Origin of the sequence: Clostridium hydrogeniformans DSM 21757 (assembly GCF_000686705.1) — a bacterium.
GTDB lineage: Bacteria > Bacillota > Clostridia > Clostridiales > Clostridiaceae > Clostridium_Z > Clostridium_Z hydrogeniformans.
In genome coordinates, this window is record NZ_JMLJ01000012.1 from 94,638 (window position 1) to 115,732 (window position 21,095).

Genomic DNA, 21,095 nt, shown 5'->3' on the forward strand with positions numbered 1-21,095 from the left:
CATGAAAAATAATAAATATTTCAAGCTAAAAATATTTGTCTTTCTTTCATTATTTTTCTTCTTATTATTTAGTTCAACTGTTATTACAAAAACTAAAGCTCCTAATAATACTCCCTATTACATAAAAAATACTATGGCAGTAAAAAAACTCTATGTTATATCTCAAGATAAAATAAATACTTATGAAAGAACTATGATAGCTACTCTCCAGGGATTAATATCCAATAAATCTTCTTCTCAGATTTATACTTTAAGTTCTACTGAACCTGATTATGAAATATGGCTTAAGGACTTAAATAATAACTATGGAGTAGCCTATGAGTTTATTGATGATCCCTTTGAATTAATAAACATATTTAAAAAGTATATATCAGGTTATGTACTGTACAATAAAAAATCTCCTATGGATCCCTCAATAAATAATGCCTGCTCCTTAGCCTCTTTAAAAGAATCAATAGCCATTGATGAGTCTCTAGAAACTAAAATTAAATCCTATGGAATAAAAACCCTAGTTGGCGATTGTAGAAATACTAATAAATTTTGGGCTTATGATAACCTATGGAACTCTGGATTAAATCATTCCACAGTAATTCAGCTATCTCCTGATAAGGATACTTCTCTTAGGGATTATGGAATAATGACAAAATCCTTAGTATTCTATGAGGAAGATATCCATGATAAATCTCTTAGAGACAAGGTTTTTAGTTCCATGGAAAAAGACTCTATTGCCTTAGGCTGGGGTCCTGATGAACATGAAAATGTAACTATAGCGTCTAATCATGGTGTTAGTGTTATTGCTGCTGATTGGTCTTATAATCTAACAGTATTAAGTAGTTTTCCATCAACACCACTAACTCAAAAATCTAATACTGAGCTATCAATTGAAAAAGATGTACACTATGTTACATTTATTATGTCTGATGGTGATAATCAGCAATGGAATCTTGGAAGCAATTATGGTTCAAATAAATGGTATGGCTCCCCCTATAGAGGAAACTTTAACATGGGTTGGTCTATGAGTCCATCTCTATACTACTTAGCTCCTACTGTTTTTAATATGTATTATAAATCAGCAAATACCGGTAAAGCTAATGATTATTTTATAGTAGCCCCTTCTGGAAATGGTTATATGTATCCAAGTAAATTTCCTAAGGATGATTTACTTCTTAATGTGGATAAGTTAAATAATTATATGAAAAATGTGGATGAAAAATATGTAGCTATACTAGATGATGATTCACTAGATAATCTATCTCTTTGGGATAACTACACCTCAAAATCTAATATTCAAGGACTTTTTTACCTTAATTACAGTAAAAATAATAGCTATAATGGTAAAATTGTTTGGTCTAACAATAAGCCAATAGTATCATCCAGAGATTTACTTTGGTCAGGTCTTGAAGATGAAGGTACCTTGGTTAAAAATATTAATGATCGTGTTAACTCTGGAGAAACAAATATAAACAGTCCTAATGCCTATACCTTCGTTTACGTACATGCTTGGAGCAAAGATATGACAGTGGTTGAAAATGTGGTTAGTAAATTAAAAGAAAATCCAAAGGTAAGAGTTGTAACTCCTGATACCTTTATGACCTTAATAAAAAGAAATCTTTCTAAATGATACTGAATTTTAATAATACACCTAATCTAGTTTTTTTAATTAATTATAACTTAAATATAGGATTTCTATTAGATGTATTAACTAAACTAATAATTCTCTTTATACTATAAACTTACTTAGAACAAATTCTCTTTACTATAATATACTTTAAAAACCCTATATATCAGACTTATAAGAAGTCTAATATATAGGGTTATTTACACCTCATAGTATTCTTCTATCTTTAATAGTTTTAATCTATTTCTTAAGGTAATATTCCATTATATTTTTAACCTTTGGAGTTACAAAATGACTTCCTCCACGATCTTTTACATTTTCTATTACCATAGACAAAGATATTCTAGGATTATCGGTGTTTACTCCTACAAACCATCCATTTTCCGTTCCTGTTTTATCTTCCTGAGTTTTCTTTATTTCCGCAGTACCTGTTTTTCCTGCTATATTAATTCCAGGAAGTTTAATATCTGAGGCTGTTCCATCTGAATCATTTATAACTGCTGAAAACCCATCTACTAATACATTCACATTATTTTCATTAATAGCTTTTTTCCACACTTCTGGATTTTTATTTTCACTTAAATTTAATCTTGGTTTCATTATGTTTCCATTGTTACCTAAAGAACTATAAGCTAATGCTACATGAAGTGGTGACATTAACACCTGACCTTGACCGTATCCAGTGTCTCCAAGAAGTATTTCCTTATCTATTTTATTTTCATTAGCTATTTGTGATTTATCTATTGGATATTCAAAGTCTAATTCTTCTCCTATTCCAAAATTTTTAGCTCCTTCAATAAACTTATCATATCCTAGATTTAAAGCTACTTGTCCAAAATATATATTATCAGAATACTTGATTGCATCCCTTAAAGTAACTGGTCTACCTGGGTCTTTCACTCTAGTTATTTTATATCCACCCCATGAGCCATCCTTCTGCCATTGCTTTCCTTTAATATCTATAGAAGCACTAGGATCTATTACTCCATTATTAAGTCCAACTGCAGCTGTAATCAGCTTAATTGTGGACCCTGGTGAATATACATCATTAAATCTATTATTAAATTCTGCTTTTTCACTTTTTTCGAAACTTTCCTTCTGTGTTTTTGAAGTATAAGTTATAAAAACATTAGGATCATAGGAAGGTGAACTTACCATTGCTAGAACTTCCCCTGTCTTTGGGTTTACTGCGGTACTAGCTCCTTTTTCTTTATTCATCTCCCCATATATTTTCTGTTGAAGCCCTAGGTCTATGGATAACTTTATATCCTCTCCATTTTTAGCTTCTCTTTTTCCTATGTCTATCTTCTCATTTCCTCTTTGTATGTATATATATCCACCATCTTGTCCCTTTAATTTCTCTTCATAAACACTTTCAAGTCCAGCCTTACCAATTAAACTGCTTGGTGTATATTCTTTATCTTTATTTTTTTCAAGCTCTTCCTTAGTAATTGATCCAATATATCCAACAAGGCTTCCTACAGCCTCTCCGCCATTGTATACTCTAGATTTCTTATCATTTATCTGTATTCCCTTAACCTCTAAAAGTTTCTTTATCTTATCACTATCTGAAGGTAAGATATCCACTATGGAAACAAAATGATCTGGATTTTTATTTGCATTTAATTTATCCTCTATATAAGATTCACTAATATCTAATATTTGAGCAATCTTAGATATTTTCTCTTTCTCATCTTCTCCTTTAAATTTTATGGGATGGATTCCAACAGACTTTATTATATCGTTAGTTGCTAAAGGAACTCCATTTCTATCTAAAATATTTCCTCTCTTAGCATAGTAATTTTCAACTCTTACCTTATCAATATTAGACATCTGAGGCAATATTAGTGTCTCATCCCATTTTATCTTATAATCCTTATCTTCCTTTATGAGAGTGAGTTTAAAATCTTTAATTTCTAATGGACCCACAATAGAATTCATTGATAAAGAAAATGTAATTTCTAATGACTTTTCTGATTTTTCCCCCTCACTATTTACTGATATATTACTTGCTCCCATAGCTGAATAAATATTCTCATATCTACTTACAAAATTTTCTTTACTTATGTATTTCTGAGAATCACTAGATAGCATATTATACATTTCTTCATAGTTCTTCTCACCCCATGCCTTCTTATAGCCTTCAAAAGTAGTTTCCACTTTATTCTCCTTTGAACAAGCTGAAAAAATAATAGCTGAAGTTATTATTCCAATACCTAATAATAATAGTTTTTTTATTCTCATAGCGCCCCTCCTCTTATACTATATTTCAATTATATACTAAATTATAATATAAACGTATTTTAATTTTTAGTAATTTTATTATATATTTTATATTATTAAAATATATAAATTTTAAAGTTTTAACATAGTGAATAAATTAAATTTATACATTTATCTCATCTTTATGATAAAGCAAAATTCCTTATCTCCACTTTATAATAGCTGGAGTATAAGGAATATCTATCTGATGGCTAGGAGCTGTAACACCCCCATCCTCTAAAAGGTGGGTTATAACAGTTGCCACAACCCCAGATTAGCTTATCTAACCTTCATCTAGTTGAAAAACACCATCTGAAGGAAGATTCATTCTAAAACTATATAAATTTAACTTTAGTGATTATTCATATTATTTTATAGACTTCATCATATCATTATAAAGTCCCTCTAAATGATTTATATCAACTTGATTTTCTGATAATATATCTAATCTTTTTCTTATTATGTTTAAACTATCCTTTGCTACTTTTATATCCTTACTTTTAATAGCAGAATTTACATAAGTCAATAGATAATCAACCTTAAGAACTACCTCTGCCATATCTTCCATCTCATCATTTACAAGCTTAGTAACTAATGAATATACCTTAGGTGTAGTTACTTCTCTTGCTTTATTTAATAAGTCATTATTTTTACAACTTCTTCTTTTCATATCCTACCTATCCTTTTTCATTCTATTGATAACAATTTTCAGTTACTAATTAATTTTAACATAAATTATTAAGATATTTAACTGTAAAATAATAATAATAATAAAACATGTACTATTTTTATATTATTAAACTACTAATTACTCTTACTTTTATAAAGCATTTCTATGTGTGGAATATTGTCTTCTAAATAAGCTTCTGACACTTCTTTAAATCCAAGACTCTTATAGAATTCTCTTAAATATTCTTGTGCTGATATTCTAATTGACTTTTCTTTTAAATCTTTTTCTATAAACTCTATTCCCTTTATCATTATCTCCCTTCCAAAATTATTCCCTCTATAATCTTTATTTACTAAAACCCTTCCTATTGAAACTTCATCATAGGATACTCCTTTTTCTGGAATTCTTATGTATGCAACAACCTTTCCTTTATCACTTAAAAACATATGATATGAATTTTTATCTTTCTCATCACAGTCTTCATAAGGACAATTTTGTTCTACTATAAAAACTTGATTTCTAACTTTTAAAATCTCATATATTTCTTCTACATTTAATTCACTGAACTTTCTTATCTTCCACTCCATATATCTTAACCTTCCTTGTTTTAGTATTCTTCCTATATGTTTAGTTTTTTATTATATATTCTTCCTACTTTTCTTTTATTCTACCACTCTATTTTTTTATAATTAATTTTAATATTCTCTACTCTATTTTTAAATATTATTCCTACATATTTTAACCTTCGACTTATTATATATTATAAAAGGATTCACACTAAGGTATGAATCCTTTTATAAATATGTTTATATAATTTTTCTATAAATATTTATTTCACTCTTTGTTTCACATAACTCCCCTATCTCTGGGACCAATCTTGTAAAATGCGGTGATGCTGAATGCTTTTCTAAAGCTTTTTCACTTTCCCACTCTTCTATAATTGTTATCACCTTAGGAGCATTTATATCCTGAAATACTTCATACAGTATACATCCTTCTTCTTTTCTTGTTTCCCTAACTAATTCATCTAATAAACTAAGTATTTCCTTCATATTTTCTTCCTTGCAAGACTTTTTAGCAACAACCTTTATCATTCTTTCATCCCCTTTATACTAATTATGATTATATAGCTATTATATCACTTAAGATGAAGATTATTATTTAATTAACTTAAAATACGTCTAAATATATACATATATTTATCCCTTACTGTATAAACTAATTGTGAGGTGATATGCAATGGATAACAATTCAGGTTCTATTAATAATATTAAATATGCAAGCTTAAAAGAAACCGAAGAAAAGAGACTTAAAGAAATAGAAGAAAGATTCAATACAGAATTTGGAACTGACTACTATTTAATGATTATGAAAGATGCTTAAAATAAATAAGGTATTGATATAATTATTATCAATACCTTATTTATTTTAATATTTAAACCCTGCCCTAATTATTAAGTAAGCTTTTCTATAATTAAGAATTGCTACACCTAAACACACCTGTATCTTTAGTTATAAATATGCTTCCATTTTTATCAATTTCTTCTTGAATAAACTCCCTAAATAAAGTAAGTTTTTCATCTACTAATATTTCTCTTGCATTACCCATTGTAGATAGTACGTAGTCAACAAGAGGTTCAACCTTAGTTACAACTAAGGAATCTTCGTATCTTAAGAGTTCCACATTATTAAACCATTTATTTAATTCATGGACTCCTGTTTCAATACCAAATTCACTTTTTAACTTAATCCTTGATAAATATATTCTAGAATCAAACTCTCTCACTAATTCTCCTAACTCCCTTAGATGAGTATTACCAATGGTAGAAGCATATAGCCTTCCATCTGATTTTAAAACTCTTTTTATTTCCTTAAAAGCTTTTTCCCTATCTGCCACATGATATAACATATGATTCGCTAAAACTATATTAAACTTATCATCATCATAAGGAATTTTTTCTGCATCTACAACTTTAAAATTAAATCTTTCTTTAACTGCTTTAAGATTCTCTATGGAATCATTAATCATTCCCTCTGAAATATCTGTAAGAGTTATATTACACTTCCTTGGTACCCTATCTTTATTTGATAGCCAAAAGCTAGCATTACCACAGCCCAGTTCTAAAATATTTAAGTCCTCCCCTAAGTCTATTACATCAAATAACCAACTGAACCATCCCTGTTTATTCGTACTAAATAACTCATGAAGATTAATTCTTGAACATAAATTACTTGAATTTTTGTACTGATTTCTCCATACCTTTTCCATGTTAACCACCCTTATTATATTTATAAATTTATTCCAATCCACTTGATTTTTTTCATCCTTCATTATTTTTGCTTCATTTATTGCTTTTTTTACTAATTCAAGATGTTTTATTTTTTCATCTATTATTTCCATTTGCATATTTAAGGAATTAACTATGTTGTCTTCCTTTTTATCTGATTCAATAATATTTTTTATATCTTCAAGAGAAAATCCTATAAATTTTAAAGTTAATATCCTCTGAAGTTTTTCAAAGTCCGCTTCACTATAAAGCCTATATCCAGATTCACTATAACTGCTAGGACATAAAATCCCTTCTTTATGATAATGATGGATTGTCTTTAATGTAACTCCAGATTTCTTTGCAAATACCCCTGCAGTATAATAAGGTTTTTCCATTATAATTCCCCCTTTATTTAATTGTAGTGGTTTACCCAAGGTAAAGGTCAAGAAGAATTATAATATTTTATTTATAAATAATATTGTTACGTAATATTTTAAAAACATCTTTATAATAATATTTAAAATAGAAAAGGCACTATGAAATAATCCCAAATTCATAGTACCTTTTTTAAAATTAATAACTTGATCTACTATATTTTTAACTACTTTTGATTTTTAAATATTACAATAACTTATATACTAATATAATTTTTTATAAATATTTTTAATTTCTTCCTTATCCATAGAAACATAATTATTAGCTAAAAGTCTTTGTTGAGTGTTTATTACACTATCTGTAAAGATTTCTATATCCTCTTCCTTCATTCCATATTCTCTAAGCTTTTTTAAGCTAATTAAACCTTCTAAAAGTTTTTCAAGTTCCAAATACACTACATCTTCCTGTACTTCTAATATGTTAGCTAATAATTTATTTACCTTTTTTATCTTCCCATTAGGATTTTTTTCATTATAAAATTTAAATACTTCTATAAGAAATTCATAATTTGATTCTCCATGAGGAACATGATACTTTCCTCCTAGTGGGTAGGATAAAGCATGCACTGCCCCAACTCCTGCGTTTCCAAAAGCTATACCGGCGTAATTACTAGCTATTAAAAACTCTTCTATTATCTCTTTTCTATATTCTCTGCCTTTTTCTAATATTTCCTTATATCCTTTTAATATAATTTTTATAGCTTCCATACTAAAGATTTCAGTATAAGAATTTGCTTTTGGTGATACTAATGATTCTATGGCATGGATCAATGCATCTATTGAACTATATACAAAGAAATCATAGGGTACATCTTTAGCAAGTTCTGGTATGAGTACTGCATAGTCTGCATATAACTCATTTGTTGCAAGCCCCATCTTAGTTTCTTTTTCCTTTATTTCAGTTATAGAAATGTTAGTAACTTCACTTCCTGTTCCACAAGTGGTGGGTATTATTATAAGTTCTTTGTCTTTTATTATTGGAATTTTTCTTTCAAAAAGTTCTCTAGTACTAGTAACATCCTTAAGAATTAAAATTTTAGCTATATCTATAACAGATCCTCCACCTATAGCTATAACCCTTTTTATATCTTTATTTTTCATATCTTCAATTATTCTGTCAATTACATCATTGGAAGGCTCTTTTACATTATAATCATTCTTAAACATATACTCACATTTAAGATTTAATTCCTTTAAAAAGTTATTATATAAAAACCTGTTTGTAAATATTAGATCCTTATCATCTAAATTAAACTCTTTTGAAAAATCCTTAAAACTTTCATACTTATAGATTTGTGGTATTAACTCTAAAAGCTTCATTTAATCACCTCATATATAAATTAATTATCTCTACTTTTTATTAATATTATTTATTCCATATTTCTAAATCTGTTGGCACTTTTACATTATCTCTAATATATCCAACCCTTGATACATTAATTAAATGCTTATAATCTAGGTTTTCAGATATACTATTATTTCCCCAAGACCCACACCCTAAAGTAGTAGTAGGTGCAAATCCATTATATAATCCTCCACCTGCTGATGTAGAAGATGGTTGATTTACTACAAGTCTACTTACTGTTAACTTATTTCCTGCCTCTTTTATGTTATCCATATTATTTGAATGTATTGCACAGGAATGACCTTTTCCTTCTAAGTTTAGATTAGTTTGTGCTATATCTAAAGCCTCTTCTAGAGTTTTATACTTAAATGCCACCATCACAGGACACATTTTTTCCTTGCATAAAACATCTTCTTTTCCTATTCCTCTAGGTTTTAAGATTATTACTCTTATATTTTCTGATACCTCAACCTTTGCTAACTCAGCAATAACTCTAACACTTTGTCCTACTATTTTACCATTTATCCTTCCATCTGGAAATAATACCTGTCTAAACTTATCTACTGTCTCTTCATCTTCAATATAATAAGCTCCTTGATTTTCAAATTCTTTTATTATTGAATCATATTCTTTTTCATGAGCTATTATAGATTGTTCTCCTGAACATATAATACCATTATCAAAAATTCTTCCTTCAATTATTTTTTTAGAAGCTTCTTTTATATCTATATCCCTATCTATTATACATTGAACATTTCCTGCTCCCACACCATACGCTGGTTTACCACTACTATAAGCTGATTTAACCATACCCATACCACCAGTAGCAACTACTACATCTACGACATTCATAAGCTCTGAAGTACTTTCTATAGAAGGCTCCTCAATAACCTGAATTAGATTTTCTGGTGCTCCTAACTTTACTATGGCCTTATTAAACAATTCTACTATATATTTAGCACATTTTTTAGCCCTAGGATGAGGTGCTACTATAATTGAATTTCTTCCCTTTAAAGCAAACATAGAATTGCACATAGGTGTTACTATAGGATTAGTACATGGTGTTACTGCTGCAACAACACCCTTAGGTTTAGCTATCATTATAAGTGCTTTTTCTTTGTCTTCATCTATAATTCCTACACTTTTCTTATTCCTTAAATTGTTCCATATAAGCTTAGATTTGCCCTTATTTTTAAGAATTTTATCCTCATATACTCCCATGCCTGTTTCTTCAACTGCCATCCTTGCCAGTTCCTCTGCTCTATCATAAATTACCTTCCCTATCTCTCTTACTATCTCATCAACTCTTTCCTGAGAAAAGCTTTCAAATTTATTTTGAGCCTCTCTTCCCTTTTCAACTAATTCCTTAATATATAATTTTGTATCCATATATCTCTCCCCCTAATAATTAAATAATCTTTAAGCTAAGCAGCTCTCTACCATGGTTATTCCAGCTTCAAAAGCAGTTAAGTTTTTATCTATACTAAATTTTGGAACGTTTTCACGAATGGCTTGTCTTAATGAATTGTATCCAACTAGTTTAGTCATGGCTGCTAATATTCCAAGGCATATCATATTTATTCCTTGAGGATTTTTTAAAATTTCCTCTGTATACTTAACTATTTTAAATCTACTACATTTTTTTAAGTCTCCCACATCTACTGTTTCATCTACTATGATCACAGCATTATCTTTTGAATACTCTATAAATTTATTAAAACCAGCTTGGCTTAAGGCAAATATTACATCAGCATTTCCTACCCTTGGATAATAAATATCATCACTTGCTATAATAACATCAGCCCTACAAGAGCCTCCTCTAGATTCTGGTCCATAATTTTGAGTTTGGACTACATGCTTTCCTTCTAAAACTGCGGCCTCTGCTAGTATTACCCCAGCCTTAACAATTCCCTGTCCTCCAACTCCTGTAAAAATTATTTCCTTTTTATACATAATCCTACCCTTCCTTAGAAACACATTTTAAATATTCTTCTACATATTCCTTGTCTTTTGAATTCTTAAAAACTCCTACCTGAAAGCTATTAACTTTATTATCTACAGTATTTTTTCTAAGTAAATTTATCATATCTGAAGCCTTACCTAATTTATTTCTTCTACCATATTGAACTGGGCATGGTGTTAGGGCCTCAACCAATGAGAATCCCTTATTATTTAACGCTTCTTTCATGGATTTAACTAAGCTAGCATAATGAGCTACAGTACTTCTAGATATATACGTGGCACCTGCCGCATCGCAAAGTTTACATATATCAAAATCCCTACAAAGGTTACCTTTGTCTGTAGTTGTGGTTCTTGATTCTAAAGGTGTTGTAGGTGAACATTGTCCCCCTGTCATACCATAAATATTATTATTAAAAACTAATACTGTTAAATCTATATTTCTCCTACATCCATGTATAAGATGGTTTCCCCCTATAGCTGCACAATCTCCATCTCCTGTTAATACAATTACCTTAAGGTCTGGATTTGCTAACTTTATTCCTGTAGCATAAGGGATAGCCCTTCCATGTAAAGTGTGTATAGTATCAAAATTCATGTATTGTGCTGCCCTAGATGAACATCCTATTCCTGAAACAATACAAATCTTATCTTTATCAATATCTAAAGAATCTATTGCCTCTACCAGCGCACTTAAAATTATTCCATTGCCGCACCCTGGACACCAAATATGAGGAAGATTATGTTTTCTTAAATATTTATCCATTAAAGCTTCCTTCATACATATCCTCCTTTACTCTTCTAATAATTTCATCTGGCTCAAAAATTTCTCCACAGTATTTATTTATCCCTATAACCTCACAATTTTGACCAACAAGTCTTTGAACATCATATATTAACTGTCCTGCATTTAGTTCAGGAACAAATATCTTTTTTATATTATTTTTGTTTATTATCTCCATAAGCTCTTTATCTGGAAAAGGACTTAAGGTATAAGGAATAAATAGACCAGTATCCTCTAATTCACCATCTAAGACTAAACCTTTACACCCTCTAGATACAGATCCAAAAGCTACTATAAGGTTTTTGCATCCTTCGGTGTTAATCTCATCATATATAACTATGTCCTCTCTATGAGTGAGTATTTTATTTAATAGCCTATCTAAAAGATCCCCAGCTACCTTATTAGAGTTTGAGGGATAACCAAACTCATCATGATTAAGTCCTGTTACATGAAATTTATATCCCTCCCCCACTGCTGCCATAGGTGGAATTAAGTCATTTGTATACTCATATCCTTTAAAACTCTCTTTACTTTCTGGCTTCTTTCTATCACTTAACTCTATTTCTTCATCTAAATAAACACTTTCTCTCATATGAGCTATAACTTCATCCATTAGAAGGATTACAGGAACTCTATATTTCTCAGAATAATTAAATGCTTGTATTGTTAAAGTATATATGGTAGATACACTAGTTGGAGCCATAACTATAATAGGATGATCTCCATGGGTTCCCCATTTACTTTGCATTACATCTCCTTGAGATACAGAGGTAGGAAGTCCTGTACTTGGTCCTCCCCTCATAACATCTACTATTACACAGGGAACTTCCGCCATAGATGCATACCCTATAACTTCTTGCTTTAAGGAAAATCCTGGACCACTAGTAGCAGTCATGGATTTTAATCCCGCTAAGGCTCCACCCACCATTGCTGCCGCACTTGCTATTTCATCTTCCATTTGTATAAACTTTCCTCCTACCTTTGGAAGCCTTACTGAACATATTTCTGCTATTTCACTGGCTGGACTTATTGGATATCCTGCATAAAACCTCATGCCAGCCTTTATAGCACCTTCTACACAAGCTTCATTTCCCTGCATAAGCACTAGTTTACTCATTCCCTGTCCCTCCTTAAGTGGATTGCAAAATCTGGACACATATTCTCACATATTCCGCATGAAATACATTGATCTTCATTAAGTATCTTTGCCTTACCTAAAGATTTTCCAAGTACCTTTTTAGGACACAAATCTATACAGATATCACATCCTTTACAAAACTTTTCATTTATATATAACATTAAATTTCACCTACTTTTTACAAATTACTTATGAATTTTGTAGTAAATAAAATAATCAAATTTAGTCCTAAATCTTTTCTCCCACTCTTCTATAAGCTCTCCCCTAAACTTAGGATGAGCTAAATTTATAAGAGCTCTTGCCCTTTCCTTTAAAGTTTTACCTTTAAGCTCAGCTACTCCATATTCAGTAACCACATAATGTATATCATTCCTGCTAGTTGTAACTGTAGCTCCATTATCTAAGAAAGGAACTATTCTAGATATCTTTCCCCCTGAGGCAGTGGAAGGAATAGCTATAACAGATTTCCCCCTTTTTGACATGTTTGCTCCTCTTATAAAATCAACTTGTCCTCCTGCTCCACTAAATTGCTTAAGTCCTATAGACTCTGATGCAACTTGACCCATTAAATCCATTTGAAGACAAGAATTTATAGATACCATTTTTTCGTTTTTACTTATTATACAGGGATCATTAACATAGTCCACTGGATACATTTCTACCATTGGATTATTATTTGCAAAATCATAAAGTTTTTTTGTTCCCATTAGAAAAGTAGCTATTATTTTATCCTTATGAAGAGTTTTCTTCTTTCCATTTATAACTCCTAAATTAACAAGATCCACTATGCCATCCGAAATCATCTCTGAGTGTATTCCTAAATCTTTTTTATTTTTTAAACTCAAAAGAACAGCATCTGGTATGGACCCAATACCTAATTGAAGGGTTGAACCATCTTCTATTAAGGTGCTACAGTTTTCTCCTATAGCCCTTTCAACTTCTCCAATTTCTCCTTGTGGTAACTCATCTACTTTATAATCTACCTCTACCATACAATCTATTTCATCCACATGTATAAATGAATCTCCTAAAGTCCTTGGCATATTAGGATTAACCTCTGCTATAACTAAGTTTGCACAATGAGCCGCTGGCTTTGTATAATCATTAGATACTCCAAAACTACAATATCCATGATTATCAGGTGGAGTAACTTGAATTATGGCTACATCTACCTTTATATATTCCTCTTTAAAAAGTCTAGGTATTTCTGAGAAAAAGCAAGGAGTAAAATCTGCTCTTCCTTCCTCTACTGCTTTTCTTGTAGCTGATCCAACAAATAAAGAATTATGCTTAAAGTGATCTACCATCTCATCTCTTACATAGGCCCCTTCTCCCATGCCTATCATGTGTATAATTTCAATTGAGCTATATTTCCCTTTATTCTCAACCATCGATTCTATAACCCGCTTAGGCTCTCCTATAGCATGCCCAATTACTATCTTTGAATTACTTTTTATCTTTTCTGCTGCTTCAAAAGGAGACATTAATTTACTACCATACTCTTTTCTCCAATCCATAAATTCACATCCTGACTTTTATTAATTATTCTTCTATCCTTGCTATATTCATAGCTAATTTTTTCTTTTCTTTAAGATTACTTTGTCTTCCTATCATTATTCTTTGTGCCTGTGGAGAACCAGCTCCATGCATAGATTCTGTTCTATATCCTACTGCAGCACTTCCTAATGTCATATTTTCTATAAGTCTTAGAATTCTCATTCTATTTTCTGTTTTAACCTTACCTACACCCTTTAAATATTTTTCAATATATGGTCCTATGTTAGGGTCCCTAAAATCTTTTTCTGAAGGCATGGTTACCATAATTCCTCCAGCTATATCCTCTGCTAACCTTGATATCTCATAAGGAAACCTTGTTATATTTTGTTTGCAAACATTAGCAAGTAATAAATCTATTTGATAATTTCCTGACTTTGTTTTTTCTCCTTCTGAGGAACACGCAATACCACAGCTATATAAGGTTTCATTTAAATGTATCATTTCTATAATTTTGTCTTTTATATGTGATGCTTTAGAAACCCCATTATATTCTGCCGCCAAAGCTGATGCTCCTATTAATACATCTCCAACACCAACCTTGCAACCTCCATAACTTTGCCTATGATATCCTGCAAATCTTTCAACTAACATCCCAGCAAATTCAACTTCTCCATTTAGGAATATTCTCTCATTAGGAACAAATACATCATTAAAAATAGTTAAGGTTTCATGTCCACCAAAATTAAAATTCCCCACATCTATATCAATATCTTTTTCTAATTTTCTAGTATCACAAGATTGTCTTCCATATATACTTATAATTCCTTCTGTATCTGTTGGAACAGAAAATGATATTGCAAAATCTTTATCATCTGGTCCCATAGATACAGTAGGCATAACTAAAATCTCATGGGAATTAACCATTCCTGTTTGATGCGCCTTTGCTCCTCTTACTATTACCCCATCTTTCCTTCTTTCAACTACTCTAAGATATAAGTCTAAATCCTCTTGTTTACTTGGTGCTAAAGATCTATCTCCCTTAGGATCTGTCATGGCGCCGTCTACTACTAAGTCATTATCTTGAACATATATCATATATTTTTTAAATCTCTCATGGTAATCTGTTTTGTAAGCTAAATCTGTTTCAAAACTAGTACTATAAACTGCATTAAATGCATCCATCCCTACACAACGTTGAAAACATGAGGCAGTTTTCTGACCGCATAGACGTTGCATTTTTACTTTGTTTATTAAATCTTTAGTGCTTTGGTGAATATTACAAAACCTATTTATTTTATTCCCCGTAAGATGAGATTTTGTAGTCATAATTTCCTCATACTCTGGATTCTCTGCTAATTTATATGTCATAGCTATAGAATTTAAAGAAGGTCTTATTATTGGATGATCCACTGGATTTTCTATAAGCTCTCCAAATAAATACACCTTTTGTTTAAGTCCTCTTAAACTTTCTATATACTCCTCCCTAGTTTTTAATGGCATATTAATCCCCCCTTAAAGTTTATTTCATCTTTATAAATAGCAAAGGGTATGCCAACTTTTTAAAACCTAATATAAAATTCTTTATATACCCTCTTATCCCTGAATTTATAAGGCTTTATATATTTCCCCCTTATTTTTTATGAATAAAAAAGGCTCATATTATAATAAATATTGCTTGCAAAACTGCAATATTTTTATATAATATGAGCCTATCTCTAATATCTACTAAGCTTACTTTATTGTTGCAAAAATGCATATATGTATTTTTGCAATTTTTCCTTCCTATATTCTACTTGTTTGCAACTCTATTTCTCTTTCTTATTAATGTTGATGGATCTATTCCTAATGCTTTTGCTGCCATCTTAATATTTCCATATCTATCTAAAGCATCTTCTATTACCTCACATTCCATCCTTTGAGTGATATCTTTTAATCTATAACCTTTTATAGCAAAATTGTTTATACTAAAAATAACCTCGTGCTCACTAGTAATTCTGCTTATATGATTTGGTAGATTCTCTTTTTTTATCAAACACTTATCACTAATTACTATGCTTCTTTCAATTATGTTTTTAAGCTCCCTTACATTCCCTTTCCATTCATAAGAATATAAGCACTCTAAAGCTTCATCAGTAAAACTACAATTAAAATTATATTTTTTATTAATATCTTCAGTAAAGTATTCAACTAAAGGTAATATATCATCTTTTCTATCTCTAAGCGGTGGAATGTTTATAGGTAATACACTTAATCTATAATATAAATCTTCCCTAAAAAGTTTCTTTTTTATAAGCTCCTCTAAATTTCTATTTGTAGCTGCTAAAACTCTCACATCAATACTAACACTTTTATTTGATCCTATTCTTTCTATTCTTTGCTCTTGTAGGACTCTAAGTAGCTTTACTTGAACATCTAAGGAAAACTCCCCTACCTCATCTAAAAATATAGTTCCTCCACTGGCAACCTCAAATAGTCCTGTTCTTCCTTCTTTATTTGCCCCTGTAAAAGCTCCTCCCTCATATCCAAATAGTTCTGATTCTATTAAATTTTCTGGAATAGCTCCACAATTTATAGTTATAAAAGGCTTATCTTTTCTCTTACTGTTATAATGTATATATTTCGCTACTCCTTCTTTTCCAACTCCTGTTTCTCCTAATATAAGAACTGTTGTGTCTACCTTTGATATCTTTGTAGCAATTTTTAATATCTCTAACATTTTCTTATCTTCTACTATCATATTACTTATTTTAAAAAGATTATTCTTTTTAGTTCTTAATTCAAATTCTTCATTAATATTCATTTAGCTTCTCCCCTAATCCCTTTAGTTCCATGGCAATTATTAAACTCCCCACTAAAATCTCCTTATACTACTATCCTTATCTTCCCTCATATATTATAACCATGATAAATTAACCTATTAGGCTAATTAAATCTTAAAGTAATGAAAATTTATATTTTTGAATTATAAAGTCCTTAATTTAATAATTTAGAATCTACTGATTTAAAGCCCTTAATTTAACTAGTACCAAAAGTTAAATTAATAATTTAAGCTTTTAAATCCATTACCGAAAATTTCATATACATTATTAACTGTTATAAAAGCTTCCTTATCCACAGCATTTACAAAGCTTTTTAATTTAATAAATTCTCTTTTACTTACTACTACAACCACTACATTCTTATTTTTTTCTGAAAATCCCCCCATGGCTTTATATATTGTTGTTCCCTTTTCTAAATCATTTACTATATATCTCTTTATTTCCTCATAATTATTACTTATTATAGTAACTTCCTTACACATGTTTATTCCTTCAATAATAGCATCTATAACAAATCCATTAATAATAACCCCTAGCATAGCATACATAGATAGTTTAATATCAAAAGCAAAGGCTGCAGCAATAGTTGTGGCTAAATCTGATAACAATACCCCTTTTCCTAAATCTATATGAAAGAACTTGTTTAATATTTTTGATATAATATCTGTTCCTCCAGTAGACGCATCTTGATTAAAGACTATGCCCATTCCAATTCCAGATATAAGAATTCCAAAAATTAATTCTAAAAATAATTCTCCAGTAATAGATTTATTAAACTTTACATAGTTTTCTAATATCCATATAATTAATGATACTCCAAAGCTAGCATATATAGTTTTAACTCCAAACTTAGGGCCTATAATAAGAAATGCTAGTATAAAAAGTACTATATTTATAAATAACATAAGAATACCTACGGATAAGCTTGGAACAAATTTGTGTATAATAATAGCTATTCCATTAGCTCCTCCTGTAGCTAACTTATTAGGCATTAAAAAGAAATACATACCACCAGCTACCATTATCATCCCTAGATTAATTAACATAAATTCTTTTAACTTTTCTTTCATAAAAATCCCCCTTTTATTTAGTACTTTACTTAATTAAACACAAATGCCCCTAAACACGACTGTTTAGAGGCATCAAATTAAAACTAGATACATTTTTAATTAAAAACATACTAATGTTTTTATATCTAGATTAAGACACCCCCCATCTCTCGTAGAGTTATTAGTGCATTAATAAAGGCAGGTCTTCTGACTTTGGATCATAGGATATTCATACCTTCCCAACTTTAGTCAGTGGTATATAAAATGAATTTCCTCCCCATTACAGCGGCGGGACCGTCCAGGACTTAAACCTGATTCCCTTTTAAACAGAGAATATTTATTCTCTGTACCTTTATCTAAATATTCAGTTTTTTATATCTAGTAATGAACTAGTATCCTTCAAATATACTTGTGTCTAAACAATTTGTCTTATAGGGTTTTTACATAAATACTTGACTTATTCATTAAAAATATCCTTGATTTATCTTTATTTGGATAGATGTATAAAACACTATTAATGAAAAATATTTTAACAAATAAGTTAACACTTTGCATTAAAACCTTATATTGTTCTACTTTAAAATTAAGTATTATTTTCTCCCCATAAGAACTCTCTTCTAAAAAGTATATATTTATATTATACCACTAATCACATACTTTTTACATTAAACTTATTTTTTTCTAATATATTCAAAAACAATATAAATAACTTATGTTGCTATATTTTAAGTAATTTATTATTTATCTTAAATATATAAAAGGAATGAGATTTATGTTTTTTCCATAAAACTCATTCCTTTTATAATGAAAATATCTTATATTACATCTGCTAATTACTATATCTATATCCTTATTTTAAAGCTTAAAAGTCTATTAATCTAAAATTTACCTAGGGCAAAAATAACTCTAAAACAGATTATTTTTCTATTCTTCCTCTTCCCACTTTAGAGATCTCTTAACAGCCTTTTTCCATCCCTTATAATATTTATCTACTTTTTCTTTAGGAAGGTTAGCATCAAATTCATCAGCCATATGCCAGAACTTCTTAACCTCTTCTTTATCCTTCCAGAATCCTACTGCAAGACCCGCTAAATAAGCTGCTCCTAATGCTGTTGTTTCAGAAATTATTGGCCTTACAACCTTCTTACCTAATAAATCAGCTTGGAATTGCATTAAGAATTTATTTCTACTTGCTCCCCCATCAACTCTTATACTTTTAAGATCAGATCCAACATCTTCCTTCATTGCATCTATAAGATCCCTTGTTTGGTAAGCTATAGACTCAAGAGCTGCTCTCATTATATGATTTCTATTAGTTCCTCTTGTAAGCCCAAATATTGCTCCCCTAGCATACATATCCCAGTGTGGCGCTCCAAGTCCAACAAAAGCAGGCACTATATAAACTCCTCCATTATCATCTACCTTAGATGCGAAGTATTCTGTATCTACTGAATCGTTTACTATTCTTAGCTCATCTCTAAGCCATTGAATAACCGCTCCCCCTACAAAAACAGATCCTTCTAAGGCATATTGAACCTTACCATCAATTCCTATTGCTATAGTAGTTAAAAGTCCACTTTTACTCTCTACCATTTCTTCCCCAGTGTTCATTAATAAGAAGCATCCAGTTCCATAGGTATTTTTTGCCTCACCTTTTTCAAAACAAGTCTGACCAAATAATGCTGCTTGTTGATCTCCAGCCATTCCTGCTATAGGAACTCTAACGCCACCTCTTCCTCCAAGGTTCGTATATCCATAAACTTCTGAAGAATTTTTAACCTCTGGAAGCATTGACTTTGGTATGTTTAATTCTTCTAAGATTTTGTCATCCCACTTTAAATCTTTTATGTTATAAAGCATAGTTCTTGATGCATTAGTATAATCTGTAACATGAACTTTTCCATTAGTTAACTTCCATACAAGCCATGTATCTACAGTACCAAATAACAGTTCTCCTCTTTCTGCTTTTTCTCTAGCTCCTTCTACATTATCAAGAATCCATTTTATTTTAGTTCCTGAGAAATATGCATCAACAACTAAACCAGTATTTTTCTTTATATAATCTTCCCATCCCTTAGCCTTTAAGTCATCACATATATCTGCTGTTCTTCTACATTGCCATACTATAGCATTATAAACTGGTTTTCCTGTGCTTTTTTCCCATACTATAGTGGTCTCTCTTTGGTTAGTTATTCCTATAGCTGCAACTTCATCTTGAGTGATATTAGTTTTAGCTATAACTTCTTGAAGAACTCCATATTGAGTAGCCCATATTTCTACTGGATCATGTTCAACCCAACCTTCTTTAGGGTATATTTGAGTAAATTCTTTCTGGCTTATTCCTATTATATTCTGTTCTTTATCAAAAACAATTGCTCTTGAGCTCGTAGTTCCTTGATCTAATGCTATAATATATTTTTCCATAATTATCACTCCTACTTTCTATAATTTAATTATTAAATCAAATACTAAACTTCCAAAAACTCCTCCAAGAATAGGAGCTATTATTGGTATAAGTGCATAACCCCAATCTGAATGGGTTTTATTTTTCATAGGTAATATAGCATGTACTATCCTTGGTCCTAAATCTCTAGCTGGATTTATAGCATATCCTGTAGTTCCCCCAAGAGATAAACCTATTCCCCATACTAAAACCCCTACTAAGAAAGATCCCATTATACCTACTGTTCCTACAATTTCAACTCCTGAACCGTTGAAGGTAGTTTTAAACACCTCACTATAAGTTATTCCTCTTATACCTAATAATAATACAAAAGTCCCTGTAAATTCACCTATAAAATTATAAACTTTATTTCTTATAGCTGGTGCTGTACAAAATGTTGCTCTTATGTCTTCTCCATTTGTTGTTTCATCATAATGGTTTTTATAGTTAAGATAAACTATAACCATACCTGCCATGGCTCCTAGCATTTGGCTTATTATATACATTGGCACCTTGTCCCATTGAAACAATCCTGAAGATGCTAGTCCAATTGTTACTGCTGGATTTAAATGCGCCCCACTCATCCATCCTGTCATATATGCTGCTACCGCTACTGCAAACCCCCATCCTGCTGTTATAACAATCCATCCTGAGGAGTTACCTTTAGTATTTTTTAGTACTACATTGGCTACAACCCCATTACCAAGTAAGATTAAAATTAAGGTACCTAAGAATTCCGCTAAATATGCTTGCATTCTGCTCTCTCCTTTTTAAAATTATTTAAAGAAAAAACTACATAAAATTGCA

19 protein-coding genes and 1 riboswitch are annotated in these 21,095 nt (G+C 30.3%); of the genes, 2 read left to right on the forward strand and 17 right to left on the reverse strand.

The window, feature by feature from the left end; genetic code table 11:
* Window position 1 precedes the first annotated feature (1 nt).
* Window positions 2–1,621 (forward strand): GxGYxYP domain-containing protein, encoded by a 1,620-nt coding sequence (locus BR69_RS0107720; protein ID WP_027632675.1) that lies wholly within the window; start codon window positions 2–4, stop codon window positions 1,619–1,621.
* A 237-nt stretch (window positions 1,622–1,858) separates the two neighbouring features.
* On the opposite strand, the gene BR69_RS0107725 is transcribed toward BR69_RS0107720, so the two are convergent.
* From BR69_RS0107725 to BR69_RS0107745, 4 genes are all read right to left on the reverse strand, one after another.
* On the reverse strand, window positions 1,859–3,862 hold the full coding sequence (locus tag BR69_RS0107725; RefSeq protein WP_034849541.1) for a penicillin-binding transpeptidase domain-containing protein: 2,004 nt from the start codon (window positions 3,860–3,862) through the stop codon (window positions 1,859–1,861).
* Window positions 3,863–4,247: 385 nt separating this feature from the next.
* Window positions 4,248–4,550 (reverse strand): hypothetical protein, encoded by a 303-nt coding sequence (locus tag BR69_RS0107735; protein WP_027632677.1) that lies wholly within the window; start codon window positions 4,548–4,550, stop codon window positions 4,248–4,250.
* A gap of 134 nt (window positions 4,551–4,684) precedes the next feature.
* Window positions 4,685–5,137 (reverse strand): GNAT family N-acetyltransferase, encoded by a 453-nt coding sequence (locus BR69_RS0107740; RefSeq protein ID WP_027632678.1) that lies wholly within the window; start codon window positions 5,135–5,137, stop codon window positions 4,685–4,687.
* 219 nt (window positions 5,138–5,356) lie between these two features.
* Window positions 5,357–5,644 (reverse strand): putative quinol monooxygenase, encoded by a 288-nt coding sequence (locus BR69_RS0107745; RefSeq protein WP_027632679.1) that lies wholly within the window; start codon window positions 5,642–5,644, stop codon window positions 5,357–5,359.
* Window positions 5,645–5,789: 145 nt separating this feature from the next.
* Between BR69_RS0107745 and BR69_RS21685 the strand changes: the two genes are divergently transcribed.
* Window positions 5,790–5,933 carry a polynucleotide phosphorylase gene (locus BR69_RS21685; RefSeq protein WP_150112253.1) on the forward strand — a complete coding sequence of 48 codons (144 nt, stop codon included), beginning with the start codon at window positions 5,790–5,792 and terminating at the stop codon, window positions 5,931–5,933.
* 91 nt (window positions 5,934–6,024) lie between these two features.
* Here the strand turns inward: BR69_RS21685 and BR69_RS0107755 are convergent, their stop codons facing one another.
* From BR69_RS0107755 to BR69_RS0107815, 13 genes are all read right to left on the reverse strand, one after another.
* Window positions 6,025–7,215: a MerR family transcriptional regulator gene (locus BR69_RS0107755; RefSeq protein ID WP_027632680.1), complete on the reverse strand. Its 1,191-nt coding sequence runs from the start codon at window positions 7,213–7,215 to the stop codon at window positions 6,025–6,027.
* 243 nt (window positions 7,216–7,458) lie between these two features.
* Window positions 7,459–8,574, reverse strand: coding sequence for a 4-hydroxybutyrate dehydrogenase (locus tag BR69_RS0107760; RefSeq protein WP_027632681.1), 1,116 nt, complete (start codon window positions 8,572–8,574; stop codon window positions 7,459–7,461).
* A 46-nt stretch (window positions 8,575–8,620) separates the two neighbouring features.
* Window positions 8,621–9,988 carry an aldehyde dehydrogenase family protein gene (locus BR69_RS0107765; RefSeq protein WP_027632682.1) on the reverse strand — a complete coding sequence of 456 codons (1,368 nt, stop codon included), beginning with the start codon at window positions 9,986–9,988 and terminating at the stop codon, window positions 8,621–8,623.
* Window positions 9,989–10,018: 30 nt separating this feature from the next.
* Window positions 10,019–10,552 carry a 2-oxoacid:acceptor oxidoreductase family protein gene (locus BR69_RS0107770; protein ID WP_027632683.1) on the reverse strand — a complete coding sequence of 178 codons (534 nt, stop codon included), beginning with the start codon at window positions 10,550–10,552 and terminating at the stop codon, window positions 10,019–10,021.
* Window positions 10,553–10,556: 4 nt separating this feature from the next.
* Window positions 10,557–11,339, reverse strand: a complete 783-nt coding sequence (locus BR69_RS0107775; protein WP_027632684.1) for a thiamine pyrophosphate-dependent enzyme — start codon at window positions 11,337–11,339, stop codon at window positions 10,557–10,559.
* Complete coding sequence (locus BR69_RS0107780; protein WP_027632685.1) at window positions 11,317–12,459, reverse strand: 2-oxoacid:acceptor oxidoreductase subunit alpha; 1,143 nt, start codon at window positions 12,457–12,459, stop codon at window positions 11,317–11,319. Before BR69_RS0107780 ends, BR69_RS0107775 begins: the two co-directional genes overlap by 23 nt.
* Window positions 12,456–12,641: a 4Fe-4S binding protein gene (locus BR69_RS0107785; protein WP_027632686.1), complete on the reverse strand. Its 186-nt coding sequence runs from the start codon at window positions 12,639–12,641 to the stop codon at window positions 12,456–12,458. Before BR69_RS0107785 ends, BR69_RS0107780 begins: the two co-directional genes overlap by 4 nt.
* A 24-nt stretch (window positions 12,642–12,665) precedes the next feature.
* Window positions 12,666–13,997 (reverse strand): acetyl-CoA hydrolase/transferase family protein, encoded by a 1,332-nt coding sequence (locus tag BR69_RS0107790; RefSeq protein WP_027632687.1) that lies wholly within the window; start codon window positions 13,995–13,997, stop codon window positions 12,666–12,668.
* A 25-nt stretch (window positions 13,998–14,022) separates the two neighbouring features.
* Window positions 14,023–15,477 carry a 4-hydroxyphenylacetate 3-hydroxylase family protein gene (locus BR69_RS0107795; RefSeq protein ID WP_027632688.1) on the reverse strand — a complete coding sequence of 485 codons (1,455 nt, stop codon included), beginning with the start codon at window positions 15,475–15,477 and terminating at the stop codon, window positions 14,023–14,025.
* A 289-nt stretch (window positions 15,478–15,766) separates the two neighbouring features.
* Window positions 15,767–16,777: a sigma-54 interaction domain-containing protein gene (locus tag BR69_RS20165; RefSeq protein ID WP_051623536.1), complete on the reverse strand. Its 1,011-nt coding sequence runs from the start codon at window positions 16,775–16,777 to the stop codon at window positions 15,767–15,769.
* Window positions 16,778–17,014: 237 nt separating this feature from the next.
* The gene (locus BR69_RS0107805) at window positions 17,015–17,866 is read right to left on the reverse strand and encodes a YitT family protein (protein ID WP_034849543.1); all 852 of its coding nucleotides are present in this window, start codon (window positions 17,864–17,866) and stop codon (window positions 17,015–17,017) included.
* Between the two features lie 159 nt (window positions 17,867–18,025).
* Window positions 18,026–18,214: riboswitch (cobalamin riboswitch) on the reverse strand.
* 555 nt (window positions 18,215–18,769) lie between these two features.
* Window positions 18,770–20,269 carry a glycerol kinase GlpK gene (glpK, locus tag BR69_RS0107810; protein ID WP_027632690.1) on the reverse strand — a complete coding sequence of 500 codons (1,500 nt, stop codon included), beginning with the start codon at window positions 20,267–20,269 and terminating at the stop codon, window positions 18,770–18,772.
* An 18-nt stretch (window positions 20,270–20,287) separates the two neighbouring features.
* Window positions 20,288–21,043: an MIP/aquaporin family protein gene (locus tag BR69_RS0107815; RefSeq protein WP_027632691.1), complete on the reverse strand. Its 756-nt coding sequence runs from the start codon at window positions 21,041–21,043 to the stop codon at window positions 20,288–20,290.
* Between the last annotated feature and the right edge of the window lie 52 nt (window positions 21,044–21,095).